General features: G+C 53.8%; 12 protein-coding genes. 4 read left to right on the forward strand and 8 right to left on the reverse strand.

Translation table 11 applies throughout. From position 1 onward, the window contains the following. Positions 1–52: 52 nt before the first annotated feature. Positions 53–2,338, forward strand: a complete 2,286-nt coding sequence (locus H6G52_RS16965) for an ATP-binding protein (RefSeq protein ID WP_190529876.1) — start codon at positions 53–55, stop codon at positions 2,336–2,338. Between the two features lie 107 nt (positions 2,339–2,445). Here H6G52_RS16965 and H6G52_RS16970 read toward each other — a convergent pair whose 3' ends face one another. From H6G52_RS16970 to rsmD, 7 genes are all read right to left on the reverse strand, one after another. Continuing rightward, entirely contained in the window at positions 2,446–3,978 is a 1,533-nt protein-coding gene (locus tag H6G52_RS16970; RefSeq protein ID WP_190529878.1) for a bifunctional pantoate--beta-alanine ligase/(d)CMP kinase, read from the reverse strand. A 155-nt stretch (positions 3,979–4,133) separates the two neighbouring features. Further along, entirely contained in the window at positions 4,134–5,666 is a 1,533-nt protein-coding gene (locus tag H6G52_RS16975) for a hypothetical protein (RefSeq protein WP_190529880.1), read from the reverse strand. A 407-nt stretch (positions 5,667–6,073) separates the two neighbouring features. Next, positions 6,074–6,973 (reverse strand): alpha/beta fold hydrolase, encoded by a 900-nt coding sequence (locus H6G52_RS16980; RefSeq protein WP_190529882.1) that lies wholly within the window; start codon positions 6,971–6,973, stop codon positions 6,074–6,076. A gap of 283 nt (positions 6,974–7,256) precedes the next feature. Further along, positions 7,257–7,898 (reverse strand): class I SAM-dependent methyltransferase, encoded by a 642-nt coding sequence (locus H6G52_RS16985; protein ID WP_099531557.1) that lies wholly within the window; start codon positions 7,896–7,898, stop codon positions 7,257–7,259. A 95-nt stretch (positions 7,899–7,993) separates the two neighbouring features. Continuing rightward, complete coding sequence (locus tag H6G52_RS16990) at positions 7,994–9,769, reverse strand: ATP-binding protein (protein WP_190529884.1); 1,776 nt, start codon at positions 9,767–9,769, stop codon at positions 7,994–7,996. Between the two features lie 372 nt (positions 9,770–10,141). Next, the gene (locus H6G52_RS16995) at positions 10,142–12,004 is read right to left on the reverse strand and encodes a TrkA family potassium uptake protein (protein WP_190529888.1); all 1,863 of its coding nucleotides are present in this window, start codon (positions 12,002–12,004) and stop codon (positions 10,142–10,144) included. A 350-nt stretch (positions 12,005–12,354) separates the two neighbouring features. Further along, the gene (gene rsmD / locus H6G52_RS17000) at positions 12,355–12,936 is read right to left on the reverse strand and encodes a 16S rRNA (guanine(966)-N(2))-methyltransferase RsmD (protein ID WP_190529890.1); all 582 of its coding nucleotides are present in this window, start codon (positions 12,934–12,936) and stop codon (positions 12,355–12,357) included. 260 nt (positions 12,937–13,196) lie between these two features. Between rsmD and H6G52_RS17005 the strand changes: the two genes are divergently transcribed. Next, a complete protein-coding gene (locus H6G52_RS17005) occupies positions 13,197–13,346 on the forward strand; it encodes an isochorismate synthase (RefSeq protein WP_099531561.1) in 150 nt (49 codons plus the stop codon). 937 nt (positions 13,347–14,283) lie between these two features. Next, entirely contained in the window at positions 14,284–15,504 is a 1,221-nt protein-coding gene (gene chlP / locus H6G52_RS17010; RefSeq protein WP_099531562.1) for a geranylgeranyl reductase, read from the forward strand. Positions 15,505–15,908: 404 nt separating this feature from the next. Here chlP and petG read toward each other — a convergent pair whose 3' ends face one another. Next, on the reverse strand, positions 15,909–16,022 hold the full coding sequence (petG, locus tag H6G52_RS17015) for a cytochrome b6-f complex subunit V (RefSeq protein ID WP_099531563.1): 114 nt from the start codon (positions 16,020–16,022) through the stop codon (positions 15,909–15,911). Positions 16,023–16,379: 357 nt separating this feature from the next. On the opposite strand from petG, the gene H6G52_RS17020 reads away from it, so the two are divergent. Further along, on the forward strand, positions 16,380–16,673 hold the full coding sequence (locus tag H6G52_RS17020; RefSeq protein ID WP_190356059.1) for a cytochrome c: 294 nt from the start codon (positions 16,380–16,382) through the stop codon (positions 16,671–16,673). The last annotated feature ends 53 nt before the right edge of the window (positions 16,674–16,726 follow it).

The following is a 16,726-nucleotide window of genomic DNA, read 5'->3' on the forward strand; positions in this document are numbered from 1 at the left end:
TTTTTCCAACTGACGGTCTACAACTATTCATTTAGGAAAGTGGATGGCGGCTATGACGATGGTTCAACATCAACAGCGATCGAGTGGTGCGGCCAAAGGGGCAGGAATCCGCAAAGGTGCTTGGATTCGCCTCAAGTTTTTGTTAATTATTCCGTTTTGCCTGGAAGTGGGCTTGGCTGTTGGTCTGAGTGCCTATTGGTCGATCCAAAATAGCCGCCAGGCCGTTGGTCGAATGGTGGATCATCTGGAAAACCACACGGTTGAAACGGTTGAATCTAAGTTGTTACAGGAGTTGCGACAGCCTCAGCAAATTAATGCCATCAACGCCCAGCTTCTGGCTCGGGATGTGATCTCCTCCGAAGACTTGGGAGCCATCCAACAGCAACTCTGGCAGAGTATGCGAATTTATCCCGGCATGACCTACATTAACTTTGCCAATCCTCGAGGGTTGTTTGTTGGGATTGAACGGCTGAGTAATGGCGATTTGGTATCAGAGGTAATTGATCCCCAACAGCATTCGGGCAAGGTTACACGATCGCTGTTGGACAGCAATGGACAGGTTAAAAAGCAACTGGATTTGTATGATTATGAGCCGCGAACGGACGACTGGTATTTAGCAGGTGTTCGGGCCAAAAGTCCCACCTGGAGTTCCATTTATACCTGGGAGACCGGTGAACCCACCAAGCGGCTGGCGGTGTCTGCCAGCTACCCCGTTTATAGCGAAAAGAATCGATCGCTCAAGGGCGTGATTGGCATCGATTTTCTGTTTGATGCCTTGCAACAACAACTCCAAGCCCTCCACATTACCCCTAACGCCAGGGTCTATTTGTTGGAGCGAGACGGTAAGGTAATTGCCGCTTCTACGGGTAATAGCTTCTCGCAAGAAAGCGGTTCCATTCAGCGCCTGTCGATGGATAACACCAACGATCAGGTCTTGAAATCTTTGGGGGGTCTGGTGCGGGCCAAAGATGGGCAGCTTTTGCAAAATGTGGAGCTGGAAACCCCCTTGCAAGATCAGCCTTATTTTGTGCGATCGGCCAGTTGGAATGGTTTAGAGGGCTTAGATTGGCAAATCCTGTTGGCCATCCCCCGATCAGACTTGACCCGGGAAGTGGATCGCAGCACTGAACAAACCATCTGGATTTGTGCCTTGGCCGTGGCGGGATCGGTGGTGTTGGGAGTGGTCACCACCCGGACGATTAGCCGGCCCGTACAGCAGTTGGCCGAAGCGGCGGAACGGTTTGCGATCGATCAAAAACAAACCCTACCGCCCCGATCGCCGATTGTGGAACTCAGTGCGCTCTCCCATTCCTTTGATTCCATGGGTCGGCAATTAAAAGCCTCCTTTGAAAAATTGGAACAGGCGAACGAGCACCTGGAACAAGCCAATTTGGCCTTGGAGCAGCGCGTGGAAGAGCGCACCCGTGAATTGTCGGCCGCCCTCACGGATTTGAAGGACACGGAAGCCCAACTCATTCAGACTGAAAAGATGTCCAGCTTGGGCCAAATGTTGGCCGGAATTGCCCACGAGATTAATAATCCCACCTCGTTTGTCTATGGCAATTTGGACTATGTTCAGGAATATATGAACGGGTTGCTAACGCTGCTGGAAATGTATCAAGCAACCTATCCCCATCCCCCTGAAGAAATTAGGGATTACCAGGATGATTTAAACCTCGATTTCCTGGTGGATGATTTGCCAAAGGTGGTGCGATCGATGCGCGAAGGCACAGAGCGAATTCGCAATATTGTGCATGATTTGCGGAATTTTTCGCGCATGGATGGCCAGGAAATGCGCCGGGTGGATTTGCACGAAGCCCTCACCAGCACCCTGATGATTTTGGGGCATCGATTAAAGGGCAATGGCTCGTCGCCCACCATTCATGTGGTGACGCAATACGACGAGGCTTGGCCCGTGGACTGTTACCCCGGTTTGATGAGCCAGGTGTTTGTGAACTTGCTGGTGAATGCGGTGGATGCGCTGGAAGAGGCGGCGTTGCGGGGCCAATGTCCACACCCAGAAATTGTGATTTCCACGGAGGCGCGAGTGAGCGATGGTTTGTTTGTGGTGCGGATCCGGGACAATGGCCCCGGGATTCCGGAATCGGTGCAGCAACGGATGTTCGATCCCTTCTTTACCACCAAGCCGGTGGGCCGCGGCACGGGGCTGGGCCTGGCGATCGGGTATCAAATCGTGGTGGAAAAACACGGCGGTCAACTGATTTGCGCCACGGATCCCGCCTGGGGCACGGAGTTCACGGTGGCGATTCCCGGTCAACGCGCTGCCCCCGGTTCGATCGCCCCAGCCACCCAATCGCTGGTCACCGTCGCCGCCTAAAATTAGGGCCTGTCATCGGATTTTGAACCCAAGGGATCGCGCCTACTCCGCCCCGGAGATGATCGCCAGTTGCCCCGAATCGAAATTCAGCCCCAGGATGACAGCCCCTAAGGAACCCGCGCCACAATCGCTTGCACCACTTGCTCGATCGTCATGCCATCGGTGACCAACTCCCAAGCGTCAATTGCCTTAACCATGGGGGCCACCGCACGGTTGCTGTCTTGGTGATCGCGCTCGGTGATGGCGGCTTCCAGGCTGTCTAGATCGGGCAGGTCGGTTTGGCCCCGATCGCGCCAATCCTGTAGTCGTCGCTTGGCCCGCTCTCGGGGGGTGGCGGTCAAAAAGATTTTCACCTCCGCCTCGGGAAAAACATGGGTGCCAATGTCGCGCCCTTCGGCCACCAGGCCACCACAGCGCCCGATCGCCCGTTGTTGGGCCACCAAGGCCCGCCGCACCTCCGCATGGGCCGCCACAACGGACACTTGGGCCGTAACGGTCGGAGTCCGAATCAAACTGGTCACCTCTTGGCCATTGATCCAAACGCGCTGTTCGCCACCGGGGGTCACCGGTTCGCCAAAGCGGATGGTGCAATCGGCGGATAGCTCGGCCATGGCCAGGCGATCGGCGGGATCCAAACCCCGATCGAGGGCCAACCAAGCCACCGATCGATACATGGCTCCCGTATCCAAATAAAGCAACCCCAATTGTTGGGCCACCCGTCGGGTTACGGTGGACTTGCCCGCGCCCGCTGGCCCATCGATCGCCACAATCGGCCGGCGCGTTTGCAGAATCACATTGTCAATCAGGCGTGCCGATCCCGCCTGGGCCGCCACCGCCAACAGGCCCGCCTGCTCCAGGGTTTGGAGAGGCGTGAGGGAGTCGGGATCCACCAGCTCGGCATAGTCCAGGCTCAGGCCCGGCGCTTGGCTCAGGGTCGATCGCACCGGTTCCAGCAGGGCCGCCGCCGATCGCTCGCCGGCCTGGAACTGGGCGATCGCCCCTTGCAGACTTTGGAAAATGGCCAAGGCCTGCTGTCGTTCCGGAGCGCTCAGGTATTGGTTACGGGAGCTGAGGGCCAAACCGTCGCTCTCCCGGACGATCGGGCAGGTAATCAGCTCCACCGGCAGGTTCAAATCCGCCACCAACCGCCGCAAAATCGCCACCTGCTGGGCATCCTTTTGGCCAAAAAAGGCCAAATCAGGCTGCACCACATTCAACAGCTTGGTCACGATCGTGGTTACCCCTTGGAAATGCCCCGGCCGCGATCGCCCACAGAGCACGTTGGCCAAGCCGTCCGGCGGCACCACTTGGGTCAGTTCCGCGCGATCGGCTGCCACGCCCAATGCCGCAGGCGTGGGGACAAAGACCAAATCCACGCCCGCCGCTTCGCAAAGGGCCAAATCCGCCGCCAAATTTCGAGGATAGCGCTCCAGATCTTCTTGGGGGCCAAATTGCAGTGGATTGACAAAGATGCTGACCACCACCCGGCCACATTGTGATCGGGCCCGGGTCATCAGGCTGCGATGGCCCTCATGCAAGGCCCCCATGGTGGGAACCAAGCCGATCGCGATGCCAGCAGCGCTCGATCGAAACAATTCCATTGCGCAGCGCAAGGCCGCCACCGTTTTCACCACTTGCATAACATCACCTGCCGCTTAACCGTTGCTCAGCGCTTTGCCCAACGACAGTTTAGTTAAGCATGTTCGTTAAGCGTGAGTTAAGAAATTTCGGTTGCGATCGGCTGGTCTGTGCTGGCTGGGTTTGGACTGAGCGAAATCCAAGCTGCTGAGCAACATCAAAGTTTGGGCTTACCCGCCTTGAGCCGCAACTGCTCCGTTTCCTGCAAAATTTGCAACGAATCCGCCCGATCGCGCGATCGTTTGATGTAGCTCAACTTCAGCTCTTCTAACAAATCAAAAATCAGCTCTTGCAACTCCTGCTGAGTTTTGGGTTCTGCCAATCCCTTGCGGAATGCAAGCGAAGCATCCTCGACTAACTTTTCAAGCAACTTTTCCGCCTCAGGATCAGCAACTGCAAAGGTTTTGTAGGCCTTTTGGGGCACATTAGTGGCAATGGCAGATAGATTGGCCGCAATTTGCCCCGCCAACTGATTTGAAAAATTGCTGAACCCCGGAAAAGCTCGCAGGGCTTGATAGGTTGGCGTGCGAGCCAAAACCGACTCCATTTGATAGGCCAAAAGTTTGGCTAAATCCTCTTGAATTTCCGGCAGCACGCGATAGAGACTCAGTTGTAAAACCCGATCAAAAATCGCCTGAATCTCGTTTACGTCATTCACTTCCACATAGGGATTATTCGCCACATCCAAAATTTGCTGGGACAGGCTGCCGGATTTCACCGAACTCTGGAGACCATAGATAAATTCCAGCACCACCACTTCCGTTAACTCTGAAGCAATGCCCGCCAAAATTCCTCGGCTGATCAGGGCCCGAATGGGTTCCAGGTTGGGGAATTGCGCCTTGTTACTACGAATCACCACGGGAATAATTCGCAACCAGCGGAAGAAGGGACTAATGAACAACAGATCCCACCAATGGCTGAAGGCGGCGGCTTGCCAACTGAGGGCAGAATAGCGGCGACGAATCCACAAAGTCCGCACCACAAATTCCGCCGCAAACAAAATGACAAAGGGCGTATCTAAAATTCCAAAATAGTCGGCGGGTCGCCCGTCTTCTCCAATGCTGCGGAAATAGTTACTTTGCAGTTGAAACCGAATTTCCCGATCAAAAAATCGGAGTTCCCTGGTCCAGGTGCGCGAACGAAGATAGTCAACGCTCCAAAAGGTGTCAAAGGCACGTTTGGAGGACTCCACGCCCAGTCGATCGCGCATTCGGTTTTTAATAATTTCCAAGCTACCGGTGCGATCGGATAGGGTGAAAGGATTTTGGTTAATCATTTCCTGGCTGCGATCGCGCAGATCCGCTAGCAGGGGCGACACCTGAGGCGAGTCCACTCCCCCGCGCTCCAGCACCGTCACCAATTGATCAACCACTTTCAGATAGGCCTGGGTTTGGCGTTCCGGCTCGATCCCAACGATTGGGTCATAAAATAGCCGCACTTCTCCCGGTGGCCCCACCACTTGGCCCAGCAAGGGAACTTCCGTGCCCCAATCTCGCACCAGCAGAGCCGCGCGCAAATACCACGATCGCAGCGGCACATAGGTAATGTGGAACGCCACCAGCATCAAATTCAGCCAAGCCACAAGGATCAGCAGCCGCTCAGTCCACAACACCAAATGCCAGCGCCTCACAAACTTGACAGCTTGGGCGCGACGGTTCGATCGGGAGGTGGAAGATGGATTGGCGGTCATGCGATCAGCGGCCAGCTTAGAACTGTGCCTCGTAATTTGCGCGTAATCAGCACGCCAGCGGGTACGGCACTGACACAGCACCTGTCCGTTGATTGACGTTGCGGTTGATTAACTCTGGACGACCCCGATCGCGGGATGGACTGGGGCTAATTCCCAAATGCTGGAACAGCCGATCACAAGGGGGCCGAGTTCCTCATTTCATCGGGCCCGTCTATATTGCCATTGGGCCAGGCTTGGCGGTCAACTTGACTTGAATTTTGCAAGGTTTTGCAACGCGATCGGCCCGGCCGCCGCGTGAATTAGGCGCAACGGGCCCTCGTTGCGCGGCTAATCAAAGGTTAAACGTCAAAGATTCAGCATCAAAGATTTAGCGCCAAAGGTTAAACATCAAAAATTTTCTGCCCCACTCAAGCCATCTGACTCAGCCAGTTGACGATCGCCGAGTTGACAACTTCGGGACGCTCATCATGGGGACAATGACCCGTCTTGGGAATTGACACAAACGTCACCCGATCGCCCGCCGTTTTCGCCAAATCCTGATAGATTTTGGCCCCCTGAATCGGTGTCCAAGGATCCGTTTCTCCCCACAACACCAACAGGGGCCCGGCAATTTGCGGCAGCAGCGTTTCGGGTTTGGGGCCCGGCGGTGCAGCCAAAATCGAGGCAAAGGTTTCGTATGCGCCCTCATCCCCGGAAGGTTCATGCAGCAAATCCACCAGTTCCGGCGTAACGGCCTCTGGGTTGCCATAAACCTGCTTGAGCGTGCCGCGAATCCGGTGTTTTTGGCGAATTTGATTGAACATAAACCGCCCAATGCCTGGAGTATTCACCACTTGGGCAAACGTACCCATCACCAACCGCAACACCGGATTTAACTCCTCGGGGCGGTGATTTAGCCCCCCGGCACAGTTCAGCAACACCGTTCCTCGGGTACGTTCCGGAGCCGCCGCCGACAACATCAGGGCCAACAGTGCCCCGATCGAGTTACCCACCCACAGGGCTGGCTCTTGGATGAATTCAGCCCAAAAATCCAAAACCAAATCTTGCCAAAGCTCCATGCTGTAATTGATCGGGGGCTTTTGGGAACCGCCGAACCCCAACAGATCGATCGCATAGACCCGGTAGCCAGCCGCGGCCAGCACGGGGATATTTTTGCGCCAATGGCCGATCGAAGCCCCAAACCCATGCAACAGCACGATCGGCTGGCCGCTGCCCTGGGCTAACCATTGCACTCGGTAGCCACGCCACAGCCAGGTTTGAAAGGCCTCCTGGGCCAGGGAGTCAGTCGGGGAAACCAGCGCAGTCATAGGGCTTCGGGTTTTCTAAAGTGCTTTACAAATGGGTGAAAAGGCCGGGCAACCGCGACCCAAACCGGCATCGCTCAGACAGGTTTCAGGTCAGCTTTCGATGCCCCGGCTATGGATTCAGCGGGCGATCGGCTCGGCCATCTTGCCCCGTTATCACGGCCTGGGGTTGCGGTCTGATTGGCTTCGTTAAATTCGATTGTAAAGAACTGTAACCGATTGTGCTGGATTTATAACGCAAAAATCCAGAAAAAATCCTGAAATTCGCTCATCAATCCTCAAAAAACTAGGCCGGCTTGAGACCGATCAATAGCGCCATTTCCAACCACTTCCAATAGCAATCGACCTGCTGAAAACCAATATCTCGAAACCATTGAAGCTGCGTTTCAACATCTAGCAATTGGTTTGACGGATCATCTTCTTCCGGTCGATAGCCAATGGCTTTCAAAAACTGCTCATGAAGCTGGGGCGTTGGCGAAGCCACATGTTCCAAGTTGGCGAAAATGCCCCCCGGCTCCAATCGTTGAAATACCTCTTGATAGAGCGATCGCTTGCGATCGTGGCTGAGGTGATGAATCGCAAAACTCGACACGATCGCATCAAATCGCCCCAACTCTGGCAAGGCTGTATCGAGATTGTGGGCCACCACCGTCACCTTGTCATCGGCCCCAAAGCGATCGCGCACCGCCGCCAACATCGTTTCCGAAAAATCCAGCGCCACGCCTGCCGCCGCCGGGCGATCGACCTTGAGCAATGCTAGTAATCGCCCATTGCCCGTACCCAAATCCAAAATTCTACGCACGGTTCGCGGCACTTGTTCCAGCAGAGCCGCTTCCCCTTCAGTGCGACGCGGAATTCGATCGGCCCGGGCCAAATAACTCAGGGCGTGGTCTGTGGATTGCCAACGATTTACAGAAATTTCAGTCATCGAATTGATGTAACTTGATGCGCTCAACTCATGCACCAAGTGTATACACCAAACCCATACACCAGATTCATGCACCAGATTCATGCGCTGGATTACTATGCCAAAGCCTTTTCCAGAAATGGTTTCACAGTGTCCTCGGCTTCTAACTTTTGTCGAATCGGCAACTCAATTTGAATGGTAGTCCCTTGACCCGGCGCTGAAATCACTTGAATTTGTCCTTCATGTTGCTGCACCACCTGATAGGCGATCGCCAAGCCCAAGCCCGTTCCCTGCCCGATCGGCTTAGTGGTGAAAAACGGGTCGAACAACTTACTTTGAATCGCTTCTTCGATTCCTGGGCCATTATCGGCAATGCTCAGTTGCACCCATTGAGAATCAATCACTCGAGTGCTGAGCGTAATTTCAGGATGGAGGATTGATTCATCACTCAAAACATCGATCGCATTGTCTAACACATTCATGAAAACCTGATTGAGCTGTGCTGGATAGCATTCAACTTCCGGCAGGTCGCCATAGTGCTTGGTGATTTGAATATCATCTTCCAAGCGACAATGCTGTAGGCGATAGTTCAACATCAAAAGAGTATTTTCTAGCCCCTCATGCAAATCAACGGTTTTGAGATCTGCTTCATCCAACCGTGAAAAATTGCGCAACGACACCACGAGTTCTCGAATTCGTTCTGCACCTGATTTCATGGAAATGAGTAGTTTAGGCAGATCTTCGATCACGAATTCCAGTTCTTCAATTTTTTCTTCCATATCAACATCAGTTTCATCTTGGGGGTATTTTTCCTGATAATATTTCACCAAATAAATCAGATCCGAAACATACTGATCGACATAGCCCAAATTGCCGTAGATAAAGCTAATGGGATTGTTGATTTCATGGGCCAAACCGCCCACCAACTCTCCTAGGCTAGACATCTTTTCCGTTTGCACCAATTGCAGTTGGGCCGCTTGCAAGTCTCGCGTGTAGTTTTCCACCCATTCAATCAATTGATTCACAGATTGGGCCAAGGTTCCCACTTCGTCAACGGTCGTGACATCGGCCCGCAATCGGGTGTTGGCATCGTGGGTCACCTGCTGGGCAAGGCTGGCCAGATCCTCGATCGGTTGGGCGATCGTGCGGCTGGTGTAATTACCGAGCAACACCGACACCAACAACGCCAGGAAAATACTCCCGATCGCCATCATCAGCCGAAAGTTTTCGGCCTCGCGCCGTTCCTGAACCGCAGTCAATAGTTCTTGATTGGCATCAATGTTTAAGGACTCCAAAACATTGGTGAAAGCAATGAAGTTATTAAATTCTTGGCTGCGGAGCAGTTTGCCAATTTCCGCATCAACCTTGTACTGATTTTTGACGCTGCCGGTCAGCGGTTGAATAACTTCAATAGATCGCTGAACAAATCTTGAAAACTCTGCCACCACCGTTGCATATTGCTTAAAGGCAGTTCTATTTTGGGTGAATAGGGGCCGATCATCGATGGCCATTCCCTCTGTTAATTCGCTGACAGTTTCAATTCGTTTGATCAAAGCTTGACCGGCTTTGCGAAAGGTGACCGGATCATGGGTAAAGGGACTCAGGGACTTTGCGGGCAAGTTGGACAAAATATTAATTTGTAAATCCAACAATCGCTTTTGATCTTCGCGATATTCCGCTAATTTTTGGTCGGCGGCCGCTTGGTAATGATTACCAATCAGAATTCCAATTGAGGCCCCAATGATTGGAATACCCAACGCAACCAGATAACCACTGGCAATTTTGGAGCGAATAGCGGTTGGTTTGAAGTTAATCACGGCTGTTTTCCACTGCTGAAGCTGAAATTGAAGCTGCTTGGCCACAGAAAGGAAAGATAAGCTAGAAGAGGCCATGGGGTTTTAGTAGAAATTTGCGTACTGATGAAAGCTGAATTGCGCCCTGGTGTCCCTAATAAACTGTGGATCTTTCAGAATAAAGGAAAGTGACAGATTAAAGATCTGATTAAACATCGGCTGAAGTGGCTGATTTTGCCCAGTCCTGAGTACAAATACATATTTGTTTTTGTTATTAATTTTTTCTTAATTATCTGATGCCCCTGATCATACCTCAGTTATTAGGCCCCTGTAACGGGCTATGGATCAAGTTGGGTTGCAGACACGATTTCATCGCCATCAGTGGTGGCAATGAAAATCAGGGGAACTTCATGAAAACTATGCGAAATACAGCGATCGCGCTGTTTTTGGGCGGTGGCACAAGGGGGAGTTTTAGCGATCGATCCGTCGAAATTGCTTGTCGTGATGTTGATTCAGAATTCGATCGCTCGCCAAACGCCATAACCGATCGAGGTAACAGGCGGGAATGGATAGATACAGAACATCGTGGGCCCCCAAAACGGTTCGCAGCAGTTCCCAGCCGTGGATGGTGGCGTGGTCGGGGCGCTCCAGATATAGCGGCACAAAGTCGAGGTGAATGGCCGCAGTTTCCACATCCAGACCGCAAAGGGGATGGAGCGGAGTAATCAGGGTTCCGAGGGCCACCCACAGCCGATCGCCCGTGACCCCGCTGCCCAAGATCCGCCCTCCCAAGGCGGCCGCCGCAAAGGCCGGCGCAGCAAGCTCCACGGGACTGAGCACCGTTTCAAATTCAAAAACCTGCTGCATCATCATGGCCGATTGGGGATCCTGATTGCGCAACACAATTGCCAGCCGTGGGGCGATGGTGCGGGCATTTAGCCCAATCTCCAGGTTAGCCAATTCATCTTGAGTTGTGGTTAGGAGCGCCTCAGCACGCTCAACCCCAACGGCAACTAAGGTTTCTGGCAGGGTGGCATCCCCAATCACCACGGGGATTTGCAGCGATCGGGCGGTGGCCAAAAATCGATTATGGGGATCTTGTTCAATCACCACCACTTCGCAACCTTGGGCCCGCAGTTCCCGGGCGGTTTTGAGGCCCAAACCTCCTAACCCGGCCACAATGAAGTGGCCGCGTTTGGGCAGCCGCACCACCTCCAAAACCTGCTGAAACCGAGTTCCCAAGATGTAATCGTTCAGCAGGGCGTAGCAAATGCCGACAATGCCAGCGCCCACTAACATCAACAGAGCGGTGTAGATTTTGAGGGCATCGGGGGCCCGATCGAGCATATCTTCCTTGCCGCCGGCCCCGGTAATTGTGCCCACGGCAAAATAGAACGCTTCAATCAGCGATAGATGGGTGTTGGCAGCCACGTCATAGAGAATGGTGGACACCACAATCGCCAGCAATAACACCACAAAGGCGATCGCTGCCGGGCGGCCTTGGTGACCCAAGCGCCCCAAACCATCAAGAAAACTTTGTAGCCGTTGGCGACGTTTCAGTTGGGACGGTCGGCGCGTGGGGCGCGTGGCCACAATCAACCGATCACCCACTTGCAGTTCCCGGGCCAGGCTGAGGGCGGCCACCAAGTTGGGGCGATCGGCAAAGCGCACATCGCCTCGTGGCTCATCGGGATAACCCTGAAGATCCCGGGGAAAATCGCGTGCGGCCTCGCGATGGCCCTCTCGGTGTGGGTCTTCTGCTTCGTAACGATGGCTCACTCGATCGACTGGCGTAACTGGCAAATAGTCGATCAGCATCCGATCCCGATCGTCCCACAGTTCCGAAAGCCGTCGCCCCAGCCAGGGATGGCCAAAATCGATCGCCTCTTCCCGCATCGGCCAAAGGCGATCAAACAGTCGCACTTGCCCGATCGCCCGACTGCCCAAGGCCGCAAACACAAACGCCGGAGCCGCCAAGGCCGACACGCTCAAACTATTGTGATCCGCCAAGGTGGAATCCAGGCGATCGCCCAACTGAGCGTTATAGAGGCGATGCACCACCCGCAAATTTGGGTTTAACAACCGCGCCTGCATCAAGATCGCTAAATTCTGCGAGTCCCGATCGCCCACCAAAACCAGAGTTTGGGCCGTGGCAACCCCCGCTGACAGCAACACCGCCGCCGAAGTGGGATCCCCCACCACCACCTGCGCATTGTTCACTCCCGGCAAAGGGCGATCGCTAATGCCCGTGACCGCCGCCCCCTGCTGGTGCAACAAATTAAAAACCTTGTAACCCGTGCGCCCCAAGCCACAAATGATAATTCGCGGTTTCATGGCCCCCGGACAGACAGCGGCGATCGCTTCACACGCTGGGTTTCCAACCATCGAGTATGGTGCAGCCGTTGCCGCCGTTGCTGTGTGCCAGACTACCTGTTGCGGCCTACGGAACTGATTGAAAGCGATTGAGTCATCGTTTCTGTACAAAATCGATCCAAAAAGACCGACACCAGCGGGGCTACACCAAAGTCAACCCTGTAGGGGCGTACGGCCGTACGCCCCTGCCCGGATTTTCTCGGTCTTAAGTTGAAGCCAATGATCAACGCCCACACCGTCGGATCTCAACAGGACAACCACGCAAGTTTTGGAACAAACACCATCAGCCAAAGTCATTTCACAAAGTCATTTCAGCCAAGGTTTTGGGTCTCCTCGATCGCAATCGCTTCAGACCAGCCATAAAAAGCCAGGGCACAGTTGCCATAGGTCTTGACCCGATCGCACCGGAGCTGGCCCACCTGAAGCGGCGGCTGCCACTGTCGAGGATTAAACTCAACGGCACATTCACCCGCCTCCGCCAACAATTGCGCCTCAGCCACAACCTGCAAAACCGATTCATACAGATCACCGGCATAGGGCGGATCGAAATAGATGCGATCGAACCGTTGGCCCCGCAACCGAGCCAAGACCCGTGGCGCATCTCCCCGCACAATTTCAAACCGTTGGGGCGATCGGGCAATGCGTTGCCAATTGTCTCGAATCACTCCGCAGGCTTGGGGCAACTGTTCCACCCCCACCACCAAAGCCGCCCCCCGCGCCAGGGCCTCCGCGCCCATGGATCCGGATCCGGCGCAAATGTCCAGCCAACGACAACCCCCGATCGTTCCTTGCCAAATTTGAAACAACGCCTCCCGCACCCGCGAAACAGTCGGCCGAGTTGTTTGGCCAGGTAGCGTTTTCAGCGATCGGTTACCGTAAATCCGAATGGCCATAGAACAGGTTAACGACAGCGAATTCTGAAGGAACATCTGAGCAGTTACTGAGGGGACTTGCAAAGCTGGCAAATTGCCAAGAATTGTTTGAAATTCTCAATTTCCAGGAAGTTCCTGCGCAAAATTAGCACACAAAACATTGAGAAATTCATCGAAATTCATCGATTTATCACGGAGCGATCCCAGCTCTCAGGAAACTTCCCTATGCTGAAGGTAAGCCATTTCATTCCCTCTTAATTGATGGAGCCGGAGGTTAGGTTATGCAATTCTGGACTTCGCTCTCATCCTCAATGCAATACGTCTTGGAAGGCTTTGGTGAAATTTTCGCGCCCGACCACGACGACTATCCCGCAGTTGGCGTGCAGCCTTTTGAAGATGAACCCTATCTCGGCTCCAATTGGACTGAATAGCCCAAAGAGCTGATCCCCAAGGGTTAAGTTAAGTGTTTGATCACCTGCCTAGCGCTCGTTGGTTTTTCTCCTCGTCGTGACTGAATATTTAGGGGTATTGGGACTCCTCTAGGAATGAGGTTCTTAATGGGTTCAGTGGCAATTCTCCGCCATTAATTGGCTAATTCATGTGGCTGATTCATGGGCGATCGACTGCTGAACCCGGTTGATGAATATCAAACTAAGCGATCGAGGAGCGTCCAGTTCCTCGATTTCTTTTTTGTCGCTTTTTATCTTTTTGTGCTTATTTGTGTTTATTTGCACCTATTTACGGCTATTTATGCTTGTTTTTAGCTGATTTTTGCCCATGCCCTTAGGTCTCTTGGCGGGCCCCCAGTCAACCATCGCCCTAACCCCCTGCCCGTTGCCCCATGCCCGAAGCTTGATGGCCCGAAAACTCAGCCTGTGGATCTCAAGGTTGGTGAACGGGGGGTATCAGATCGTTAAACTCTGTTGCATTCTCGTTATAGAAGCTTGGGGCACGCCCAGCCACAGGAAACCCCCGTGATAGGATGACATCCAATCTTTGGGCGGCCAGAGCGGTTTTTGCGGTTTATTGCCCCCTTTCGCCTCTGCCTATCTGTGGGCAGCGCGGTGAATGATCCAGTTAATAATCAGCGGGTAATCCAACGGTTATTGAACAGAGACAGGTATCCGTTCAGTGGACGGGAAAAACCCAACGGCGGCAGTAATCCACGTTAATCGCGTGGCTTTGGAGTCCAGAACAAAATCGCAAGCCTTCTCAAAGCTCCTCGCCTTGATTGAATTTTGAGTTCTAAATTAGACCCCTCTGTGAGCCATTGGGCAGTGCGGTTGGATCTAAGGCGCGATCGAAATTTCATCAGGACGAGGGTGATGTCGAAGCCTCAGCCACACGCGTAATTAGGAGAAGCTGTTCGTGTTACGGGTTGCTGTTGTTGGCGGCGGGCCGGCCGGTTCCTCAGCCGCAGAAACGCTCGCTAAAGCTGGAATTGAGACCTATCTGTTCGAGCGCAAGCTGGACAACGCCAAGCCCTGCGGCGGCGCAATTCCCCTATGCATGGTTGGTGAGTTTGAACTTCCGCCGGAGATCATCGATCGCCGCGTGCGGAAGATGAAGATGATCTCACCGTCCAATATTGAGGTGAACATCGGTTCAACCCTCAAGCCTGATGAATATATCGGTATGTGCCGCCGGGAAGTCCTGGACGGGTTCATGCGCGATCGGGCGGTGAAGCTGGGGGCGAACCTGATTAACGGCACGGTACACAAGCTGGAAATTCCCAGCAGTGACAAGGCTCCCTACACCCTGCACTATGCTGACCACTCCGATGGTTCGGTGGCGGGCGTGGCCAAAACCCTGCAAGTGGATTTGGTGATTGGGGCTGATGGGGCTAACTCCCGGATTGCCAAGGCGATCGACGCGGGGGACTACAACTACGCGATCGCCTTCCAAGAGCGAATCCGTCTGCCCGAAGACAAGATGGATTACTACCAGGACTTGGCGGAAATGTACGTCGGTGACGATGTTTCCCCCGACTTTTACGCCTGGGTGTTCCCCAAATATGACCACGTGGCAGTGGGCACGGGCACAATGCGCGTGAACCAAGCCCGGATCAAGGAACTGCAAGCGGGCATTCGGGCCCGAGCAGCCAAGCGCCTCGAAGGTGGGCAAATCATCAAGGTTGAAGCACACCCGATTCCGGAACATCCCCGCCCTCGTCGGGTGGTGGGTCGTGTGGCCCTGGTGGGTGATGCGGCCGGTACGGTCACCAAGTCTTCTGGCGAAGGGATTTACTTCGCGGCCAAGTCGGCTCGGATGTGTGCAGAAACCATTGTGGAATTTTCCAACAAGGGCCAGCGCGTTCCCAATGAAGCAGACCTGAAGCAGTATCTGAAGCGTTGGGATAGGCAGTATGGTGCAACCTATTTGGTGCTGGATCTGCTGCAACGGGTGTTTTACCGTTCCGATGCGACGCGCGAAGCCTTTGTGGAAATGTGCGAAGACATCGATGTGCAAAAGCTGACCTTTGACAGCTATTTGTACAAGACGGTTGTGCCTGCCAATCCGCTGACTCAACTGAAGATTACGGCGAAGACGATCGGGAGTTTGCTGCGGGGTAGTGCCCTGGCTCCCTAGTCCAGCTTCCTGAGACGAAGCCGGATTGAACTGAAGATTCATCAGCGCTCGGCCTTGGGGCTGGGCGCTTTTTAATGAGCAAATATTTTTAATGAGCAAATGAATGGACAAATAATTGTGATCATGAGGAAGTAGTCATAATCAAAGGCCGTAGGGTGGGCAATGCCCACCTCATCATTGCTCCATGGTATCTACGACATGTCGTACCAAGTGTTTTGGGTAAGGGCTGTAATTCATGATCAAAAAAGTGTGGAGACCTGCTTAAAACAGGCCTCCACTGCATTGCTGCTGTGAATACAGCGATTGAATTAAGTTTGGAATTGCGATCGCAAGGATGCGCGAATGCCAAACACAGGTTCAAATTGAATGGGACGATCGAGCGGGTCGATCGGGGCCAAATCAACCTACAGATCGAACTGATTGCCGCGACGATATTGCTGATAGGCTGCGAAAAACAGGCCACTCAGCGTCACCAAAATCAGACCCAAGACAATACCGAGCAAGCGAGGTTCGATCACGGCGGATTCTCCTTCCCTAAATCGTCTAAAACATTAAGTCATTTTTAAAGCACTTAGTCAGATTCCAGCAGTGAAGACTGCGGATCTGGTGCGGTGGCTGTTCCCGATCGGGCAACGCGCCCTCCGATTTTACCGGCTTCTCAGCCCGAAAACTGATTCTGTCCTGAGTGGGCGAGTAGGGGGGGAACTTCGGCGGCCCGGGGGCAACCTTTGAGCTATGTTATTAAATGAAAACTTTCATGTCGGTTCCTCAGCAACGCGATCGCCTTGGAAACGCCAGTTAATCAGTCCCCAGTCCAACCTTGGGCGCGTCGTACCCTTGCGATCGCGATACTCCTTGTCCTGTCCGTTTTGCTGATGGTCTGGCCCCTGGGCCAGTGGTTTCAGCCCATGGATCCCTACGCGGAAAGTGTCTTAGCCTTGCAGGGCGATCGCGACCGGGGAGAAGCGATTTTTTCCATGAACTGCGCCGTTTGTCATGGGGCTGATGGTGCGGGTCATGTAGGCCCCAGCTTGCTTGATGTGGCCAGCCGAAAATCAGAAGTCGCCCTGATTGAACAGGTGATTAGCGGCAAAACGCCCCCCATGCCGCAATTTCAGCCCGCTCCCCAGGACATGGCCGACCTACTGCGCTACCTAGAAACCCTCTAGCGGTCATTGTTTGGCGTTTGGCTTAGTTGGTGGCTTAGCTGGTGGTTTAGCTG

Origin of the sequence: Limnothrix sp. FACHB-881, from assembly GCF_014698135.1 — a bacterium.
Lineage (GTDB): Bacteria > Cyanobacteriota > Cyanobacteriia > CACIAM-69d > CACIAM-69d > CACIAM-69d.

Coding starts and splice junctions, on each gene's coding strand:
- H6G52_RS16990 (WP_190529884.1), bottom strand. CDS start 9,769: ATGGCCTCTTCTAGCTTATCTTTCCTTTCTGTGGCCAAGCAGCTTCAA.
- H6G52_RS17020 (WP_190356059.1), top strand. CDS start 16,380: ATGGTCTGGCCCCTGGGCCAGTGGTTTCAGCCCATGGATCCCTACGCG.
- H6G52_RS16985 (WP_099531557.1), bottom strand. CDS start 7,898: ATGACTGAAATTTCTGTAAATCGTTGGCAATCCACAGACCACGCCCTG.
- H6G52_RS16970 (WP_190529878.1), bottom strand. CDS start 3,978: ATGCAAGTGGTGAAAACGGTGGCGGCCTTGCGCTGCGCAATGGAATTG.
- H6G52_RS16965 (WP_190529876.1), top strand. CDS start 53: ATGACGATGGTTCAACATCAACAGCGATCGAGTGGTGCGGCCAAAGGG.
- H6G52_RS16980 (WP_190529882.1), bottom strand. CDS start 6,973: ATGACTGCGCTGGTTTCCCCGACTGACTCCCTGGCCCAGGAGGCCTTT.
- rsmD (WP_190529890.1), bottom strand. CDS start 12,936: ATGGCCATTCGGATTTACGGTAACCGATCGCTGAAAACGCTACCTGGC.
- H6G52_RS16995 (WP_190529888.1), bottom strand. CDS start 12,004: ATGAAACCGCGAATTATCATTTGTGGCTTGGGGCGCACGGGTTACAAG.
- H6G52_RS16975 (WP_190529880.1), bottom strand. CDS start 5,666: ATGACCGCCAATCCATCTTCCACCTCCCGATCGAACCGTCGCGCCCAA.
- H6G52_RS17005 (WP_099531561.1), top strand. CDS start 13,197: ATGCAATTCTGGACTTCGCTCTCATCCTCAATGCAATACGTCTTGGAA.